The organism is Brumimicrobium glaciale, from assembly GCF_004152935.1.
Taxonomy (GTDB): Bacteria; Bacteroidota; Bacteroidia; order Flavobacteriales_D; family Crocinitomicaceae; genus Brumimicrobium; species Brumimicrobium glaciale.
Window position 1 is genome coordinate 323,107 of the sequence record NZ_SETE01000001.1, and the last position, 18,286, is coordinate 341,392.

General features: G+C 34.3%; 17 protein-coding genes. 3 read left to right on the forward strand and 14 right to left on the reverse strand.

Annotated features, from left to right (window positions below; translation table 11 throughout):
• Positions 1-234: 234 nt before the first annotated feature.
• From ERX46_RS01280 to ERX46_RS01300, 5 genes are all read right to left on the reverse strand, one after another.
• Positions 235-372, reverse strand: coding sequence for a DUF2256 domain-containing protein (locus tag ERX46_RS01280; RefSeq protein ID WP_130092019.1), 138 nt, complete (start codon positions 370-372; stop codon positions 235-237).
• Positions 369-998 (reverse strand): flavin reductase family protein, encoded by a 630-nt coding sequence (locus ERX46_RS01285; RefSeq protein WP_130092020.1) that lies wholly within the window; start codon positions 996-998, stop codon positions 369-371. The genes ERX46_RS01280 and ERX46_RS01285 overlap by 4 nt, the downstream gene beginning before the upstream one ends.
• Positions 973-2,445, reverse strand: a complete 1,473-nt coding sequence (locus tag ERX46_RS01290) for a cryptochrome/deoxyribodipyrimidine photo-lyase family protein (protein ID WP_130092021.1) — start codon at positions 2,443-2,445, stop codon at positions 973-975. Before ERX46_RS01290 ends, ERX46_RS01285 begins: the two co-directional genes overlap by 26 nt.
• A gap of 8 nt (positions 2,446-2,453) precedes the next feature.
• On the reverse strand, positions 2,454-3,440 hold the full coding sequence (locus tag ERX46_RS01295; RefSeq protein WP_242494515.1) for an FAD-binding domain-containing protein: 987 nt from the start codon (positions 3,438-3,440) through the stop codon (positions 2,454-2,456).
• A gap of 101 nt (positions 3,441-3,541) precedes the next feature.
• On the reverse strand, positions 3,542-3,811 hold the full coding sequence (locus ERX46_RS01300; protein WP_130092023.1) for a TIGR03643 family protein: 270 nt from the start codon (positions 3,809-3,811) through the stop codon (positions 3,542-3,544).
• Between the two features lie 179 nt (positions 3,812-3,990).
• Between ERX46_RS01300 and ERX46_RS01305 the strand changes: the two genes are divergently transcribed.
• Positions 3,991-4,671, forward strand: a complete 681-nt coding sequence (locus ERX46_RS01305) for an NAD(P)H-binding protein (protein WP_130092024.1) — start codon at positions 3,991-3,993, stop codon at positions 4,669-4,671.
• Between the two features lie 102 nt (positions 4,672-4,773).
• Here the strand turns inward: ERX46_RS01305 and ERX46_RS01310 are convergent, their stop codons facing one another.
• From ERX46_RS01310 to tyrS, 3 genes are all read right to left on the reverse strand, one after another.
• On the reverse strand, positions 4,774-5,064 hold the full coding sequence (locus ERX46_RS01310; RefSeq protein ID WP_130092025.1) for a helix-turn-helix domain-containing protein: 291 nt from the start codon (positions 5,062-5,064) through the stop codon (positions 4,774-4,776).
• Positions 5,065-5,137: 73 nt separating this feature from the next.
• Positions 5,138-5,260: a type II toxin-antitoxin system RelE/ParE family toxin gene (locus ERX46_RS17820; protein WP_317127171.1), complete on the reverse strand. Its 123-nt coding sequence runs from the start codon at positions 5,258-5,260 to the stop codon at positions 5,138-5,140.
• A 349-nt stretch (positions 5,261-5,609) separates the two neighbouring features.
• The gene (tyrS, locus tag ERX46_RS01320) at positions 5,610-6,905 is read right to left on the reverse strand and encodes a tyrosine--tRNA ligase (RefSeq protein WP_130092026.1); all 1,296 of its coding nucleotides are present in this window, start codon (positions 6,903-6,905) and stop codon (positions 5,610-5,612) included.
• A 434-nt stretch (positions 6,906-7,339) separates the two neighbouring features.
• Here tyrS and ERX46_RS01325 point away from each other — a divergent pair, with 434 nt between their 5' ends.
• The gene (locus ERX46_RS01325) at positions 7,340-7,585 is read left to right on the forward strand and encodes a transposase (protein WP_130092027.1); all 246 of its coding nucleotides are present in this window, start codon (positions 7,340-7,342) and stop codon (positions 7,583-7,585) included.
• Positions 7,586-7,944: 359 nt separating this feature from the next.
• Positions 7,945-10,704, forward strand: a complete 2,760-nt coding sequence (locus ERX46_RS01330) for a PKD domain-containing protein (RefSeq protein ID WP_130092028.1) — start codon at positions 7,945-7,947, stop codon at positions 10,702-10,704.
• Positions 10,705-10,759: 55 nt separating this feature from the next.
• Here the strand turns inward: ERX46_RS01330 and ERX46_RS01335 are convergent, their stop codons facing one another.
• From ERX46_RS01335 to ERX46_RS01355, 6 genes are all read right to left on the reverse strand, one after another.
• The gene (locus ERX46_RS01335) at positions 10,760-11,944 is read right to left on the reverse strand and encodes an acetyl-CoA C-acyltransferase (protein WP_130092029.1); all 1,185 of its coding nucleotides are present in this window, start codon (positions 11,942-11,944) and stop codon (positions 10,760-10,762) included.
• A gap of 36 nt (positions 11,945-11,980) precedes the next feature.
• Positions 11,981-14,386 carry a 3-hydroxyacyl-CoA dehydrogenase/enoyl-CoA hydratase family protein gene (locus ERX46_RS01340; RefSeq protein WP_130092030.1) on the reverse strand — a complete coding sequence of 802 codons (2,406 nt, stop codon included), beginning with the start codon at positions 14,384-14,386 and terminating at the stop codon, positions 11,981-11,983.
• Positions 14,387-14,402: 16 nt separating this feature from the next.
• Positions 14,403-14,852, reverse strand: a complete 450-nt coding sequence (locus tag ERX46_RS01345; protein ID WP_130092031.1) for a MarR family winged helix-turn-helix transcriptional regulator — start codon at positions 14,850-14,852, stop codon at positions 14,403-14,405.
• Positions 14,853-15,453: 601 nt separating this feature from the next.
• Positions 15,454-15,603, reverse strand: a complete 150-nt coding sequence (locus tag ERX46_RS17430; protein WP_165366113.1) for a hypothetical protein — start codon at positions 15,601-15,603, stop codon at positions 15,454-15,456.
• Between the two features lie 291 nt (positions 15,604-15,894).
• Positions 15,895-17,697, reverse strand: a complete 1,803-nt coding sequence (locus ERX46_RS01350; RefSeq protein ID WP_130092032.1) for a tetratricopeptide repeat protein — start codon at positions 17,695-17,697, stop codon at positions 15,895-15,897.
• The gene (locus tag ERX46_RS01355; protein WP_130092033.1) at positions 17,690-18,241 is read right to left on the reverse strand and encodes a hypothetical protein; all 552 of its coding nucleotides are present in this window, start codon (positions 18,239-18,241) and stop codon (positions 17,690-17,692) included. The genes ERX46_RS01350 and ERX46_RS01355 overlap by 8 nt, the downstream gene beginning before the upstream one ends.
• Positions 18,242-18,286: the final 45 nt, after the last annotated feature.

Here is an 18,286-nt window from a genome sequence, read left to right on the forward strand (position 1 = left end):
ATAACCACGGATTTTCACTTTTGGTGAATGTGGATTTTCACGGATTTCGTACGATCAATAATTTTAAATAGTTTCTACAAATAATTTCGGTATTTCCAATTCTTCGATAAGAAAATTTCAAAGACAAGGCTTGTGAATCCGATAGCTATCGGATTTATTATTGCAATCATCCCGACTGTCAACGTCGGGATGATTGCAATAATAAACAAGCATAACGCAGGATTTGAACTTTTCTTACGAAGAATTTTTGTTTCTTCTGCAGCGTTCACCACAATATTTCACCTCCTCCCAATTCTTTTCCCACTTCTTTCTCCAAGTAAAAGGAAGTTCACAAACTAGACATATTTTCGTTGGTAAATGCTGTTTTTTCATTCGAAAGAAGGGATTTCGTCTGGTTTTACATGCGGAAATGAATTTAGCTTTTTCAATTTATAGTAAGAACCCAGTCCTGAAATCCCAACACAATCGTAACTTTCTAAATCTATTTCACCCAATTCATTTATGTGGTCATCAAGAATCTTGATTAAAATTACTTCGCCAATAACCAAAGTACATCTGTTGGGCAAGAGGATGCTTTCGATGTGTTTTAATCCGAATTTCACAGCGCTGTCTTTTACAAATGGAGCATGAAAATCGGATATCATTTCTTGATCGATATTCATCCGTTTAAATTCCGATTCATTCAAGTTTAAATTCGCAGAAGTATAATGTGCTTTTTGAATGAAAGATTCAGAAATATTATTCATTGTATAGAATCCTGTTTCCTCAATGTTATACAAAGTATCTCTAGGATTTTCACCTGCTGGACGAATAATAAATCCAATTTGTGATGGCTTCGTTCCTAAGTGAATCACTGAGGAGAATATCGCCACATTATCTACTCCATCTTTGGAACGAGTTGCAATAAGATTCGCTGGTTTCACACCCGTAATTGTATTGATTAAATTCAAACGATAAACGCGCTCTAATTTGTTAATTGTTTTTTCTTCTAAAAGCATTGTCTCGTGTGTGTTTCTTGATTATTCTTTGACTTTCGTTTTGCACCATTGGGTCTTTCCTGTGTCCCCAAATTTTATCTCTGGCAATTCTCGCTGTTTCAGTTAAATCAACAACTGGGTCAGGATAACTCAAATCTATGTCATTGAAAACTTTATCCATTTGCGTCATTTTCCATGGTTCATGTATAAACGCTGCAGGAACATTTTGAAGTTCCGGAATCCATTTTTTGATGAATATTCCTTCAGGATCATGTTCAATTGAGTTCTTCACAGGATTATACATTCTCACCGTGTTAATTCCCGTTGTTCCTGCTTGCATTTGAAATTGAGGATAATGAATTCCTGGTTCATAATCGAGAAACAATCTCGCCAGATGATAAACGCCAGTTCTCCAATCACAATCGAGATTAAAGCACAGAACAGACACCAACATGGCCCGCATCCTAAAATTCACCCAACCCGTTTTGTGTAAACATCGCATACAAGCATCGACCAATGGAAATCCAGTATTGCCAGTCTTCCAAGCTTCTATTAGTTTTTCATTATTGGCGTAAACGAGATTTTCATAACCGCGATTTATGCATCTTGTTTCGTACTCGCATTCGTTTTCAAATTTCTGAATAAAGTGGCAATGCCATTTTAATCTGGTCAACATTCCACTGAATGCTTTCTGATATCTGTCGTAATTTGGATGTTCATTTACATAATGAAAAGCTTGTTTTACACTCAGATTTCCCCAAGCCAAATAAGGAGAAATCCTTCCACAAGATGTTCTTGCTTCATTTGGTTTTGAAATGTGATTGTTGTAATTTTTACCGCGATCAACGCAAAATGATCTTAGGTATTTACGTGCAAATACTTCCCCAGGCTTTTGAAATTCAGCAGGATATTCTTTTAAACTTTCTTCGAGTTTCTTGTCTAATTGAAAAGGATGATTTATTTCAATTGCTTCTTGAAAAGTATAATTGTTAGGAACCGTATTGATTTTCATGTTTTTCAACCATTCTTGATCCCAAGTATTCCTGTTTTTTATTCCACGAATTACATTGTCTTTCTGAAATTCCATTCCGCGAATATCTGCTTCTTGGAAGTATTGATCAACTGCTTTATCTCTTTCCCAAGTTTGCATTATTCCACTTTCTTGGTAAGCGAAAACTTTATTGATTCCGAAATTTTCATTCAAATATTTAAAGACTTCAACTGTTTCTGCATGGAAAACCAATACTTTTCTACCAAATTCAGCGAGTTTTTCATTCATTACCTCAATAGAATGATAAATAAACTGCAAATGACGCAAAGAACAATCAGGATAATTAATTGCCGAAGGTTCAAATATATAAATAGGAATATAGGGCGCATTTGATTTCTCAGCAGCATAAAAAGGAAGATGATCTTGTGTTCTGAGATCTCTTTTTAACCAAACGATATTTAGTCCTTGATTTTCCATATTTTAAACTACCATTGGATTTCTTTTTTGCATTTTTTCCAGAATTTAAAGAAGGAGGAATGATAACCTTTCACATTACTCATCCAATCTCTATCTTCCGACTTCCCAAGATAATGATTGTTTGTCGGGTGTTCTTTAAAGATTATTTTTTCAGAAGAAATCTGTTCATTTAATTCTGAAAATTCACCAATAAAAATTTGAATTCCTTGAATGTTTTTCGTCAAATCAATGGCGAAATCTAAACACTTTTGACCCACAGGATTTGCTTCAAAAAATGAAGGTTCGATCAGAAAAACACGTTGAACATCTTCATCAGAATACCAAATTGGATCAATGTTGTAATAGTTGTAAATCAAAGTAGTTTTATTTGGCTCCAAATCTAGATTCTCCTGTTTTGGAAAAATAAGTTTAACATCAGGCAGAACAGTTTCTGCTAATATTTCTGGAATTTCAAAATCATCAAATTCACTGTAATCTACATCCAAGAAAGTTCCTGTTTGATTGCTCTCGAAAAAACGATTGATGTTCTCTTGGTTAGCTACATATTTCTTATTAGAAAATGCACCAGCCACCCATTGCCAACTCAAATGATTACTTGCTAAATCTCCATCCAACAAATGAGAATACAACCATTTCGCAGGAACTAACCAATGTGATTTTGCCATGTTACAGCAAATCGCTGCAACGTACATTCGCATGTGATTGTGCATGTAACCAGTTGCATACAATTCATTAATTGCATTATCTACTGCAATAATTCCTGTTTTGGCTTCTACAATTGCTCTTGGTATTTCGTGACTTGAAACGTCAGATTGTGGCTGCTTTAAATCAGTGTATATCTCCTCTTTTTTGTCAATCCAGACTTGTTGCCAATAATCTCTCCAAGCTAATTCTTGAACCAATTTTTCAGTTTTCTCCCAAGGGATTTCCAGACTTCGAATGTGTTCTAAAATGACCTTAGTGGAAATAAATCCACGTGAAATGTATGGACTCAAAAAAGTAACTGCTCCGTTTTTATAATTACGTGTAGCAGCATATTTTTCTGGGGCAATTTCAGAAATCCTTTGCTTTACAGCGGATATGTCTGTTGGGAATTCTATCGCTTTGAGATTTTATTGTTTGAAATACTATTCTGACGGGAACATTTGAAACGTGTAATTTCATCGCTTCTTTTATTCAAATGTTTATTACTCACATTGCTGTTTACGCGTTTTCTCCAGAGATTAAAAGAACTTCTTTTCAAAGTTTTCCGCATCAGTTGAATTACATCAGCCTCTGTTTTACCAAATTGAAATTCAATAGCTTCAAAAGGTGTTCTGTCTTCCCAAGCCATTTCGATTATTCTATCTGTTTCTCTTTCTGTCATAATTTGAGTAAAAGTTTATCGTTTCTCGTAGACTTATAAAACACGAAAAAGTATAAAATGTTCTATTTAAACCTTTACTTTTTTGAGAGAATCAAGAAGTTTTTGTTCACACATTAAGTTCTATTCAAAGCTTTTATTTACCTATATTTACCTAATAGGCTAAACTCAAATCAATGGATATGAAAAGAACTGCAACATTACTTGGCGCAACAGGATTAATTGGGGGACATATTCTCGACTTTTTAAAGAAAGATTCAGCATTCGATGAAGTAAGAATTATCGTAAGAAGACCTTTGAAAATAGATCATCCAAAAGTTAAGGTCGTGGTAATTGACTTTGAAGATGAAGCCCAATTCAAATCTGCAATGGAAGGCAGTGATGTTGTTTTTTGCGCAATTGGAACTACTCAAAAGAAAGTCAAGGGAGACAAAAAACTGTACAGAACTATTGATTTCGATATTCCTGTCAACGCAGCCAAACACAGTATAAAATATGGTTGTAAGCAGTTTCTTATTGTTTCTTCTTTAGGAGCGGATAGTAAAAAGAAAGGATTCTACTTAAAGCTAAAAGGAGAAGTTGAAGATGCACTAAAAGAGAAAGTTCATTCACCTGTAGGCTTCGATTCTTTATCGATTTTCAGACCTTCGTTATTATTAGGTGATCGTTCAGAAAGTAGAATCGCAGAAGGAATTGGACAATTTTTCTCTAAAGCATTGAAGTTTTTAATACCTGGAAATTACAAGCCAATCGAAGGAAAAGATGTTGCCAAAGCGATGGTTGAAGTGGCGAAATTAGATAAAAAAGGAGTAGAGATTTATCATTATGAGGAGATGGAAGGGTTAATTAAAAATGAAAAGTGAAAAATGCAAAATTGGATTTTGAATTTCATTATTATATTCTCCCAAGAGTAAAGCGCTTCGATCTGATATTCACTTTTTATGTAGAGGGAGAGTTTATTTATATTAGACTTCTATCGAAATATTAACTTTTCCTCCAAGTCCTTTTTCTACTATGTCAAATAAAGTTTTTAAAGTTAGATTACTTCCATTATTTTCGACACGAGAAATATAAGTGCGTTTTTTGTTAATCAGTTCGCCAAGCTGCTCTTGGGTCAGATTTTTTTCCTCACGTGCATTTCGCAAAAGCAAGCCTATTTTAAATGATTCAAAATCTCTTTCGAGTTCATCTCTGCGCTCAGTTCCTTCTTTTCCATAAACTGTATCTTTTATGTCTTTCCAGCTTTTAGTTTCCATTCTTTTTATTTTCTTCGTAATATTCTTTCATTAATCGAACTGCTTTGTCAATTTACTCACTTTTAGCCACTTTTCATTTGTGTTCGTGCTTCGCTTCGCTTAATTCCTTTTTCGGTGTTTTTTGCGTCTTTTTAGTAAATCCGTTTAGTAGTATAACTAATTTACCTTGGTCGAAGAAGCAAAAAACTCTCCAGATATTCGAGCTTCAAATAATCCTTTGTGAGTTTTTATGGGTGCCAACTACGTTTTTGGCACATGTTGATAAGTCTCGATTATTTCAATAACCTTAAATATTTTATCTTGAATCTTTTTTGGTTGAGCAAGCAGAAACTCCTCGAAGTAATTTTTATACTGTATTACTTACCTAACTTTTTCCATTATTAAAAATGTAACTTAAAAGTTACTAATTTCAAAATGTACAACTAGAGTTTAACCAAAAAGAACAGGGGGAATTTATCTAAAATTAAATTTCACAAAAAAAGGAGCTCAATTTCTTGAACTCCTTTAAATATTAATAAAATCTAGTTTTGTAATAATTTTAAAACTTACTCGACAATAATGAGGTAATTAGTCTTCTTCCCTCTTCCAAGTAAAATAAACATATCGCTAATCAAATGCTCTTCTGTTAAAATCAAATCTTCCTTAACTTTTGATTTATTCACGCTGATTGCATTTCCTTTTAGTTCTCTTCTTGCTGCTCCATTAGATTCTAAGAAACCAGTTTTTGCAGAAAGTGCGTCGATAATTCCAAGACCTTCTTTTAATTCTGCTCTTGATAATGTAGCTTGAGGAATTCCTTCAAAAACCTTCAAGAAATCTTTAACTGACAGTGATTTTAAATCTTCTTCTGTTGATTTTCCAAACAGAATGTTCGATGCTGCAATAGCTATTTTCAAATCTGCCTCAGAATGAACAGTAATTGTGATGATCTCGGCTAATTTCTTTTGTAAAGTTCTTAAGTGAGGGGCTTCATTGTGTTCTGCAACAACAGCTTCAATTTCTTCTTTCGAAAGGAAAGTAAATATTTTTATATATTTCTCAGCGTCTTCATCTGTGGTGTTCAACCAGTATTGGTAAAACTCGTAAGGAGAAGTTCTTTCTGAATCTAACCAGATATTTCCACCTTCAGTTTTTCCAAATTTGGTTCCGTCCGCTTTTGTAATCAATGGACAAGTTACAGCATAAGCTTTTCCACTTGCCACACGGCGAATCATTTCTGTTCCAGTCGTGATATTTCCCCACTGATCAGATCCACCCATTTGGATAGTTACTTCTTTATTTTGGTATAAATGTAAGAAGTCATAACCTTGCACCAATTGGTATGAAAATTCAGTAAATGACATTCCTTCGGCATCATCTCCAGTCAATCGTTTCTTTACAGAATCTTTCGACATCATGTAATTTACAGTAATGTGTTTTCCAACATCGCGAATAAATTCAAGGAATGAAAAGTTCTTCATCCAATCGTAATTATTAACCAATATTGCTGAGTTTTGATCCTCAGTATCAAAGTTTAAAAACTTACTCAATTGATTCTTAATTGCATTTTGATTGTGTTGCAATTCTTCTTCATTCAGCAAATTACGCTCAGTAGATTTCATTGATGGATCTCCAATCATTCCTGTAGCTCCACCTAATAGAGCAACTGGTCTATGACCTGCACGCTGAAAATGACGCAACATCATAATACTCACCAAATGCCCGATATGTAAAGAGTCCGCCGTTGGGTCAATCCCCACATAAGCTGATCTCATTTTCTCTTGTAAATGCTCTTCTGCACCCGGCATACTGTCGTGTATCATGCCTCTCCATGTCAATTCTTCTATGAAGTTTTTCGCCATTTTTTCTAATTTTCCTCAAAAATACTATTGATATCCCGAATTTGAGTGATTTTGATGTTTATTTTAATAAGAATTGGGGTTTTAGTGCTGATTCAAAAATTTGACCTAATGTGTTTCGAATAATGAAAATTTACGATTTTACAGATGAAACGCGTTGCTTTCCAAATTGAGTAGTTCATTTTATTTCACCAAACTTGCATTGTTAATATGGAATCACTTGAAAAGCTTTGTACTGAAATAAGTTCAACATGGCACCGCTGCAGTTGCAAGGCTAAGGAGTACTTATTAATGAATCTAAAGTTTTTCTTATTTAAGGTGATCTAATAAATTTCTTTAACCAAAATAAATCAAATGATACAAGGAGTAAAACATACAATCAAAAAAATGCTTCCTATTATTTAACATTAACTGTTGTTAATTGGGTAGACGCTTTTATGTGTAAGAACCATAAAACAGCAGTCGTTGATTCTTTAAAATATTGTATTCAAAATAAAGGATGGAATATGTATGCATGGTGTTTAATGTTGAATCATTTACATCTTGTAGTTAATTATGATGCGCCATTTCAACTCAAGGATGTTATTCGAGATTTTAAACGACATGTTGTAAAGCAAGTGATTTTCCAAATAACGAATGAACCAGAAAGCAGAAGAGAATGGTTGTTGCGTGAATTTAGATAAGCGGGTCTGATGATTTGCAAATCAACCAAACACAAATACTATTAAAATTAATCCTGATTTTTTCGTATTTTTAATTACTACCAGAAATTCAGCTTTAGTTGAGCTCTTAAAAATAGGTGTAAAGTAAAAGACGGATTAGTTTAAGCAACCTAAGCTAGTTGTTAACGTTATCCCTAGAGAAGCCTTACAGTTTGTTATAAATAGAATGTTTTAATTTAAAGATGGACTTTTGAAAAACTTTTGTGCTATGCCTATTCAATACTATATTCTGATTGTTTATTAAGCATATTCTATTTGTAAATCCAAAAGCTACTTTGTGATATTTATGTTACTTTTAATTTGTATGAAAAAATAGGACTATGAAAAATTATCACTTATTTCTACTAGTTGTTTTCACGTCTATTTCTGCTTATTCCCAAATGAGCGCATCATTTGTTACGAGTTTAAATACCCAATGTGATGGCGTAGATTGTTTCTATTCAGGACCAAGCATTATGATTAATGAAATAATGATTTCGCCAACTGCTAATGATGGTTCCATATCAGGTTCCGCTGCTGGATTACCTGGGGATCAAAGAGGTGAGTGGATCGAATTATACAATCCCAATACATGTGAACCAGTTGATATTTCTTGTTATTATTTAGGAAGTTCAGCTACCCAAACTGGTTATGTAGGTGGCCAAGCATTCCAACTACCAAGTGGATCTATCATACCTCCTGGCGGGTTTTGTGTTGTTAGAGGGATTAACGCCGTCCCTGTTCCTACTCAATTTTTGATTGCTAATGGAGGGAATACTTTAGAAATTGTTGTTCCTGGAGAAATAACTGGAGATGGAATTTGTATGGAAGGAGCTAGTCCAACAAGATTCTGGTTTCCCAATGCGGGAGGATGGTTTGCTTTTTACGATGATAATGGTGTGGCACAAGACGCTTTGAGTTGGGGTTCAGTAAGTGGTTCAACTATACCGCCTTGTGTTCCTGTACATTCTTCTTGCACGAGTAGCTCAGTTACTTCATTACAAAATCTTGCTAACATTCCCGCAAATAGAAAGACAGTTGTTTACAGTTCAGCAGTTCCAGTTACAGGTAATAGTGTTCAAAGAATACCAGATGGAGGTCCATGGCAAATAAATCAAGGTTCTACTCCTACATTGGGTGATTGTAATGGTATTTGTAATAATACCTCTTCCTCAACTTGTGATGGACAAGCAACTATAAATGTCACCAATGGATCTGGGAATTACTCTTATTTATGGGATGATTCTCAGGGGCAATTAACGCAAACCGCAATCGAGTTATGTGCTGGAACATACACAGTAATAGTCACGGATCAAATCACGGGGGATGTTCAGACATTTACTATAGATATTGAAGATGTGGTAGTTGTTGCAGAATTGACTGTTGAAGAAGAACTTTGTAATTACGGTCAAACTGTTTCTTTTCCTGATATTGCTACTTATACTCCCCAGCCAAATTTAAATCAGACAGGTGTGTTTTCTGGAGTTGGAGCCATAGGAAATGATTTTGATGTTTCAGTATCGGGTGTAGGAACATTTGCTATAACTTATACATTTACTGACGAAAATGGATGCACTGATTCACTTATAGATAATGTTATTGTTCATGAAGCTCCACAAGCTCAAATTTCTAATATTCAACCTGAATATTGTATTGCTGACTCTGTTGTCGAACCGCTGCTTTCTCCACTAGGAGGGTTATTATTTGGACCAGGAATTTCTAATGACCAATTTATTTTGGAAGATGCAGGTGTAGGTTCACATATTATTAAATATGCGGTTGAAAACCAATATGGTTGCAGAGATACCGCTCAAATAACAGTTGTTATTCATGCGAATCCTTCTTTTTCCATTGTTGTTACACAACCAAATTGCGATCAAGATGATGGAGAGATTGTCATAAATACTAATCCTGGAGCTTCTCCCTATGATTATTCAATTGATGGAGGGATTAATAATCAGGCTAATAATACTTTCTCGAATATTTTTGGAGGCTTTTATGATATTCTTGTGACCGATGATAATGGATGTATTAGTAAGATGGATACAATATTGTTAGATATAGTTTCTGACCCATCATTCACATTTTCGGATTTCTGTTTAGGAGAAACTAATGAAGCGACAAATATTGTTACCCCAGCCGGGGAATTTACTTTTAATCCTCCTGTTAGTGATGGTGCAACGATTAACCTATTGACAGGATCAATTTCTAATGGTGTTGGAGGATCAACTTATACGGTGCAACAAGCAACTACAGGGAATTGTCCCGATACTGCTGTTGTTGAGGTAACAGTAAACGCAGTTCCTGAACCTCAATTTGTAGCAGATACGCTTTATGGATGTAATCCGTTTAATGTGGTATTTACGAATCTTAATAATTCTGTTGGCTCCACTTGTTTTTGGGATTTTGGTGATGGAAATACCAGTACACTTTGTGATAATGTGATGCAAACCTATCAAATGAGTGGAGACTATAATGTATCATTTAATGTTACTGATGCTAATGGTTGCGTTGGAACAGAAACAAAGAATAACTACATAAAAGTAATACAAAATCCAGTGGCTAGTTTTTACGCCAATCCTATGATTGCTGAAATACAAGATCCTTTTATAACTTTTACTAATAAATCTTATAATGCAACCAGCTTTGTTTGGGATTTTGGCGATGGTTCTCCAAATGCAAACACACTTAATTCTTCACATGATTATCCCAAAAATGAAGAAGGTGATTACATTGTTACGCTGATTGCCTCTCGGGTGCCAGGTTGCAGTGACACTGCCAGATTAGTTATTCAGGTAAAAGAAGAGTTGATCTTTTATATACCTAATTCGTTCACCCCAGACGGAGATAATTTTAATGAAACTTTTCAACCTGTTTTCTCTTCTGGCTTTGATCCACAAACTTATACTTTATTGATTTATAATCGATGGGGAGAGTTAATTTTTGAATCTAATGACACAGATGTTGGGTGGGACGGTACGTATGGAAGAAGAAATTATAAATTAGCAAAAGGTGACACTTATTTATGGCAAGTCAAGATAAAGGAAAAAGGAAATGACAAATTCAATGTCTATTCAGGTCATGTAACTTTGATGCGTTAGAAACCGTAAGTAGTAGGGGCGAATTGCAATTCGCCCTTACTACACATTTCAATTATCACAATCTCTCAATAACTCCAGCAGCTCCCTGCCCAGTTCCAACACACATCGTCACAACACCATATCTTTCATTTCTCTTTTTCAATTCATTCATCATTTGAACCGTCAATTTCGCTCCAGTACACCCAAGTGGGTGACCCATCGAAATTGCTCCTCCATTCACGTTCACGATGTCAGGATTTAACCCAACTTCTCTTATAACAGCTAAAGATTGTGAAGCAAATGCTTCGTTCAATTCAAATAAATTAATGTCGTTTAACTTTAATCCTGCAGATTTAATTGCCAATGGAATAGCGTCAACTGGTCCGATACCCATAATTCTAGGCTCAACACCTACAACATTGTATGAAGCTAATCTTGCGATTGGTTCCAAACCAAGTTCTTTAACCATTTTCTCAGACATCAATAAAGTAAATGCTGCTCCATCACTCGTTTGTGAAGAGTTACCAGCCGTTACAGAACCTCTTGCATCAAATACTGGCCTAAGACCTGCTAATGCTTCATAGGTTGAACCTTTACGTGGTCCTTCGTCAGTATCCATTGTGTATTTATTGACTTGACGTTTTTCGTTTTCGTCTAAATAAATATGTTCCACTTCAATTGGAACGATATCATCAATAAAACGACCACTTTCAATTGCTTTCAAAGCACGGTCATGTGATTGTAAAGCAAATCTGTCTTGGTCTTCACGCGAAACTTTAAACTGCTTTGCAACAGCTTCAGCAGTTAATCCCATTCCCCAATACCAAGTTGGATTTTCTTTACCCACAACTGGATTCGGAACAATTCTCCAACCTCCCATAGGAATTGCAGACATTGATTCAACACCACCAGCGATGATACAATCCGCCATTCCCATGTTGATTTTCGCCGTTGCAATTGCAATGGTTTCTAATCCTGATGCACAATAACGGTTCACAGTCATCCCAGGAACTTTGTCAGTGTCTAATCCCATTAGTGAAATCAATCGACCAACGTTTAATCCTTGTTCTGCCTCTGGATTCGCGTTACCAACGATAACATCGTCAATACGTTTTGGATCTAAATTCGGAACATCCTGCATAATGCGTTTGATCACATTCGCTGCCAAATCATCTGGACGATAAAAACGGAAACCACCACGACCAGATTTTCCAACTGCTGTACGGTATCCTGTAACTATATATGCGTTTTTATTTGTCATTTTTTTTGTTTTTTGATGAAAGTTAATTTGATTGAATTAGTTTCTTAACACTTTACCCTTTTTCACCATGCTTTCTAAACGCTCTAATGTCTTACGTTCTGCACATAATTCTAAAAAAGCTTTTCTTTCTAAATCCAGTAAATACTGCTCAGAAACTTGAACACGCTCTGAGATGTCTCCACCACAAAGTACGAATCCTAATTTTTCTGAAATCACTTTATCGTGCTCAGACATATAATTTCCTGAAAGCATAGAGTTTGCTCCAACATAAACGATTCCTAATCCTTCTTGACCAGAAATAGTAATGTTTTTCTCTCTCAATGGTGCAGTATATCCTTTGTTAGCGAATTCTAAACAAGCTGCTTTTGCTCTTGTCAATTGACGTTCGCGACTCACAATTACTTCATCAATTCCTTCACGTAAATAACCTAGGTCAAATCCTTCGTAAGCTGATGTAGCTACTTTGGCTTGACCAATAGTTAAGAAACGATCTCTTAAACGGTTAATTCTAATATCTCCATCTTTTAATCCGTCAGAAAAACGCTTAGCGAATTCTTTTGTTCCACCTCCACCAGGGATCAGTCCAACACCAAATTCAACTAATCCGATATATGTTTCTGCATGTGCAACAACTTTATCGGCGTGCATTGCTAATTCACAACCACCTCCAATCGCTAAGTTATGCGGTGCAACAATAACTGGTGTGTTTGAATAACGAACGCGCATCATTGTATCTTGGAAAGTCTTCACTGCGAAGTTTAACTCATCAAAATCTTGTTCCGCTGCCATCATGAAAATCATTCCCACGTTTGCACCTGCACTAAAGTTTCCACCTGTATTGGAAATTACCAATCCTTTGTATTCTGTTTCTGCTAAGTCTAATGCTTTTTGAATTCCAGCAATAACGCCACTTCCAATTGTATTCATTTTCGTGTGGAATTCTAAGTTCAAGATTCCATCTCCTAAATCAACAATTGTAGCATCTGTATTTTTCCAAACTGTATTGTCATCGCGCAATGCATCTAACAATACCAAGTCTTCTGTTCCTGGAATTACTTTGTATTCTTTGCTTGAAAGATCGAAATAAAGCTTTTGTCCATTTTCTTTTTTGTAGAAAGTAGTCGCTCCTCTTGCTTTCATGTCATGAACCCATTGCGCTGCTTTCTTACCTTGCTTTTCAATTAATTCTAATCCTTTTTCGAATCCTAGAATATCCCAAGTTTCAAATGGACCTAATGCCCAACCAAATCCTGCTTTAATTGCATCATCGATTTTAAATAAATCATCTGCAATTTCTGGAACACGATTCGTTGCATAAGCAAATAATCCACCGAACATCATTTTGTAAAATTCAGCAGCTTTATCTTTGCCTTGAATCAACATTGCTGTTCTTTTCTCTAGATCATCAATTGGCTTAGCCATGTCTAAAGTTGGGAAACTTACACGTTTTTGTGATTTATATTCTAACGTTTCTAAATCCAATGAAAGAATTTCTGTCTTCCCATTTTCATCTTTTGTTTTCTTGTAGAATCCTTGACCTGTTTTTGAACCAAGCCATTTGTTTTCCACCATTTTACTAATGAAATCTGGCAATTCAAATAACTTATTTTCTTCATCATTAGGACAATTGTCTTTTACACCATTTGATACCAAGACCAAAGTGTCTAATCCAACAACATCTGCTGTTCTGAAAGTTGCTGATTTCTGGCGACCTAAAACAGTTCCTGTTAATTTATCAATTTCTTCAACCGTTAATCCTAAATCTTTAACACTATTAAAAAGTGACATAATCGAATAAACTCCGACTCTGTTCGCAATAAATGCAGGAGTATCTTTTGCAAGGACAGTTTTCTTACCTAAGAATTGACTTCCATATTCCATGAAGAAATCAACAACCGATTGGTCAGTTTCTTTAGTAGGAATAATTTCCAATAATTGTAAATACCTTGGTGGATTAAAAAAGTGCGTTCCACAGAAATGCTTTTTGAAATCGTCTGAACGACCATCTAACATCATGTTGATTGGAATACCAGAAGTATTTGATGTAATTAAAGTACCTGGTTTTCTGAATTTTTCAACATTTTCAAAAACAATTTTCTTAATGTCTAAACGTTCAATAACCACTTCAATGATCCAATCGACTTCGCTGATTTTCTTCATATCATCTTCCATGTTACCCGTTGTAATTCGACTAGCGAATTCTTTCTTGTAAATAGGAGATGGGCTCATTTTTAAAGCTGAAAAAAGTGCAGTATCTACAATCCTATTGCGAACGACTTTATCCGTTAATTTTAAACCTTTTTTCTCTTCTTTTGGATCAAGTTCTCTAGGAACGATATCCAGTAATAGGACTTCAACACCAATATTGGCAAAGTGACATGCAATCTGAGATCCCATAACACCTGAACCCAATACGGCTACCTTATTTATTTTTCTTTCCATCTAATTGAGATTTAAATTATACTATTAATGATTTTAATTCGTCTTCTACATGCTCGTCAACAATTTCCATAACTTCAAAAAATGCTTGTAATTTCTTTTCTGGAATTGATTTTAGAAGCTTCTCGTTGAAAGTTACGACTTTAGTTTTAACTTCCCTCCTTAAATCTACTCCTTGTGGAGTTAGAAAGATAAGCACTTTTCTTTTGTCATCTTTATCAATTTCTCGATAAATATATCCTTTGGTTTCCATTGTTTTGAGCGTACGCGATAGACTCGTCGGTTCCATTCCCATTCGTGGACCTAACTGTGTACTTGGCGTGCCTTCTTTGTCAACAATCAATAAGATAAATCCTATTGACATCGTTAAATCGTGGGCTTTTGCCTTTTGATTATACATACGTGAAACCTTGTGCCACGCATGGCGTAGATGGAAATCTACATAATCTTCTGCTTTCGTATACTTCATGGGTGTTAAAGCTACGAAAAATATTACGCACGCACAATAAAAACGTGAGAATTTTTAGATATTCTTGGTGTGTTGTGATTAGAGAACAACTAATTTAAAAAATCATATCAATTGAATTTGTTAATTCATGGAATTAAAATGATTTTACACAGTTGTTTAGTTTAGTAACATTTCATATTTCGCGAAAAGACTTTCAATGTAAGGTGAGTTCCTTGAAAACATCTTGGTTCCAACAATACCTATTTTCACATTTGAGCACTCGAAACAGATTTCATATATTCCGATTGATTTACCATTAGAATCGTAGAAAATGACAGCGTGCCGAGTAATGTAACACATATTTACAATATCACTGTCCTCTCCATTAAATATTTCCTTCAATGCTAACTTTGTTTCAATACTATCCAAAAACACTTCGTTTTTAGTAAATTCATAGTCTACTCTATAAAAACGACCTTGAAAAAGTTTATTTGCTGGACTAGATTGATTATCAATTTTACCCTCAACAATAATCGACTCTTGATAAATAGAATTTTTTGTTCCTCAGAAAGTTATAGTAATTACTATTAATATATTGCTTTTTAATCTGAACTATTGAAATTTATGAAACGCTTTCATTTAGAAATTTACCGTAAATCTCTTGAAGGTCATTAGAAAGATTTGTCTCAATATTTAAGTCATATTTTTCAACAACTATTTGAGAATTGATTTTGAATGAAAAGAATAAGAATAAAATTTGCACATATTTCATAGTGTATCATTTCAATTTATGAACTAGAATGTTCAATAACTAGGCATGCTTATTTTTGAAATCCAGGGAGTTGACATTTGAAAATACCATGCTCTAATCTGCCTAACAATACCGACCTTTTAAAAAAAAAATATAACCATGATTTTTGATTTCCCAGTATACAAGGTCGTGTTTGAATTAGAATTTTTAATAGCAAGGCGCTGAGATTTTTATAATTCAAGGAGTTGACATTTGTCAATGACTGATTATAAAAATTTTAGCAACGCCGATATTAGACATTCTAAACAAACATCAATTGATTTTTCTGTATGCTTTTCGTGCCTCCGTAACAAACAAACTTCCAGGATAATCTCTCATCAATTGAAAATAGTATTCTGCAGCTTTTTTATTGTCGAAAAGATGATTCTCATACATCTGTGCAATCTGATATAATGCATCATCTGCTAAAATATCATCACCATGTTTTTCTACAATTTCAAGGAGCAGACCAATTGCTGTTTCCCACTCGCCTTTAAACTGGTGAGCAGAAGATTTTCGCATTAAAATATCATCTTTTAATTTATGATCTGGAAAAATATCTGTAATAGAATCATAGAGTTGAAATGCTTCGTCATATTTGTGTTGCTCTAATAATAAATCTGCTTTTGCAAATTGTCCCATCGCTACGAAGTTTGAATCTAATCCTAAATTATCAGTAATCAAGATTGATAAATTCATCGCATCGTTGGCAATAAGTCGGGTAGTGGCTTCTTTTAGAACATCCAATTGAGATTGTGCAAAAATGAAATCTCCATCATAATAAAAAATTCTAGCATTTTTAAATTTTGCTTCTTGGCCAATGGGTTCATATTTGAATTGTTTTTCTACTTGCATATAAAGTAAAGAAGCATCCCAAACATTATTACGCAGAACCAAGACATCGGCCATCAATAATTTTATTTTCGCTTCTTCAACATCATTGTATTTAGGAAGGTTTAATGCATTTTCTAAGGTAAGAATAGCTGAATCCGGTTGATTGCCATAATAAGCTTGAATATATGCTAACTCTCTAATGATTGGCAAAGCTTTACCATTTTTAGGCATTCTCGCTAGAGTTTTCTGATATTCATTAATCGTTTCATCGACCTGTGATGATGAATAATTCCTCAACGTCGTAATTTCCATATAACGGGTATTCAGCAATAATTGTTCTGCTGAATAGTAATAAGGTTTGCCCTCACCTAACTCAATAATGTATTTGAATGCAGATCTAGCAGTCGAAAACTCATTGTTCAATGCTGCCTGATTTCCTATTTTATAAACTTCTCGCCCATCGTTAGTTGTTCTTTTATCTAGCGCTTTTGATTGAACCAATGCCGCTGGAAAGTTTCTTTTTTGAATTAATGCCCAAACTAGTAATTCGGAATAAATAGCATCATCAGGATTTTTCTGAATCTTACGGATCAATTCGTTCTGAAACATTTTAAAACGCGCATTGTCTTCTTCATCAAAATCAATCATTCTAGGGATGAGTATTTTTAAAGAAGAAATCATTCCCGGATTGTAATCCAAAAGATCAATGTATTCTTTAATCATTTTTTCATCTTGATTCAAAGCGCCATAAACTTCTGCAAATTGGATATTCAAAGGATAATTTCCTTTCAGAACTTGGTTCCCTTTTTCTAAAGTCTGCAAAGCCAGATCATATTTGCCAAGGTTTGAAAAAGCTTTCTGCAAATCAATGATTGTTCTTGGGTTTGGTGCAAGATTGTCTATTAAATCTAAAAAGGCTTTATCCGCTTTCTTCTGGTTGCTTTGCTGCTCATATTCATCTCCTAAAGCGACTTGGTATTCTAAATTGTATGGATGATTTGCGATTTGCTTTTCTATTAACTGAATCGTTTCCTTTTCTTGATTTGATTCCTTTAAACAAGATATATAACGTTTAAAAATAAACTCACTTGGGTTTATATCATAGACTTTTTCAAAATAGGGCAATGCTTTTTCACAATCGCCCTCATTGAAGTAATAATTTGCCAACTGTTCATCTGTGCTTTGTCCGAATAGAAAAGTCAGTGAAAATATAAATACGATATGTAGAATAAATTTAGTCATTTGAAATCTTAACTAAAGAATCTCCAAGATTTTTAATAATTGGATGAAGTGAATCGTATCTGGTATAGTATTTATCTGTAGTTTGGATATAGTATTTTAGCACTTCTTCGATTTCGTGAATTTTAGATTTTTCGAAATTGATAAATTCTTGATATTTATCTCTATCATTCACACCATTTTCAATATCGTGTTTCAAATCATCTAATTTTTGCTGAACTTCAGGAATAGTTTGTTTCGCTTTGGCTAGATTACCAGAGTTTTTTGAAATAACTTTTCTGATTTCTTTATAGGAATTCATTTGATTTGCCAACCTATAATCAATTGTGTCTGCTATATAATGTTTTTTCACATTTAGTATTGTAGCACGTACAGAAGCTATGATTTCTGATGGGTCGTATCTTATTGTATCATTAGTAATTGTTTCAAGACTATCTAGAGTATGTTCCATCTTATCTATTTCTGATAAGAGTTCTTTTTTGTTATCATTTTTACAACTTGTTATCACTAATCCAAATGCTGCAACTATAACGAAATACCATTTCATATTATTCTTATTTTAATTTATTCAAACTTACGAAAAAACATTGCT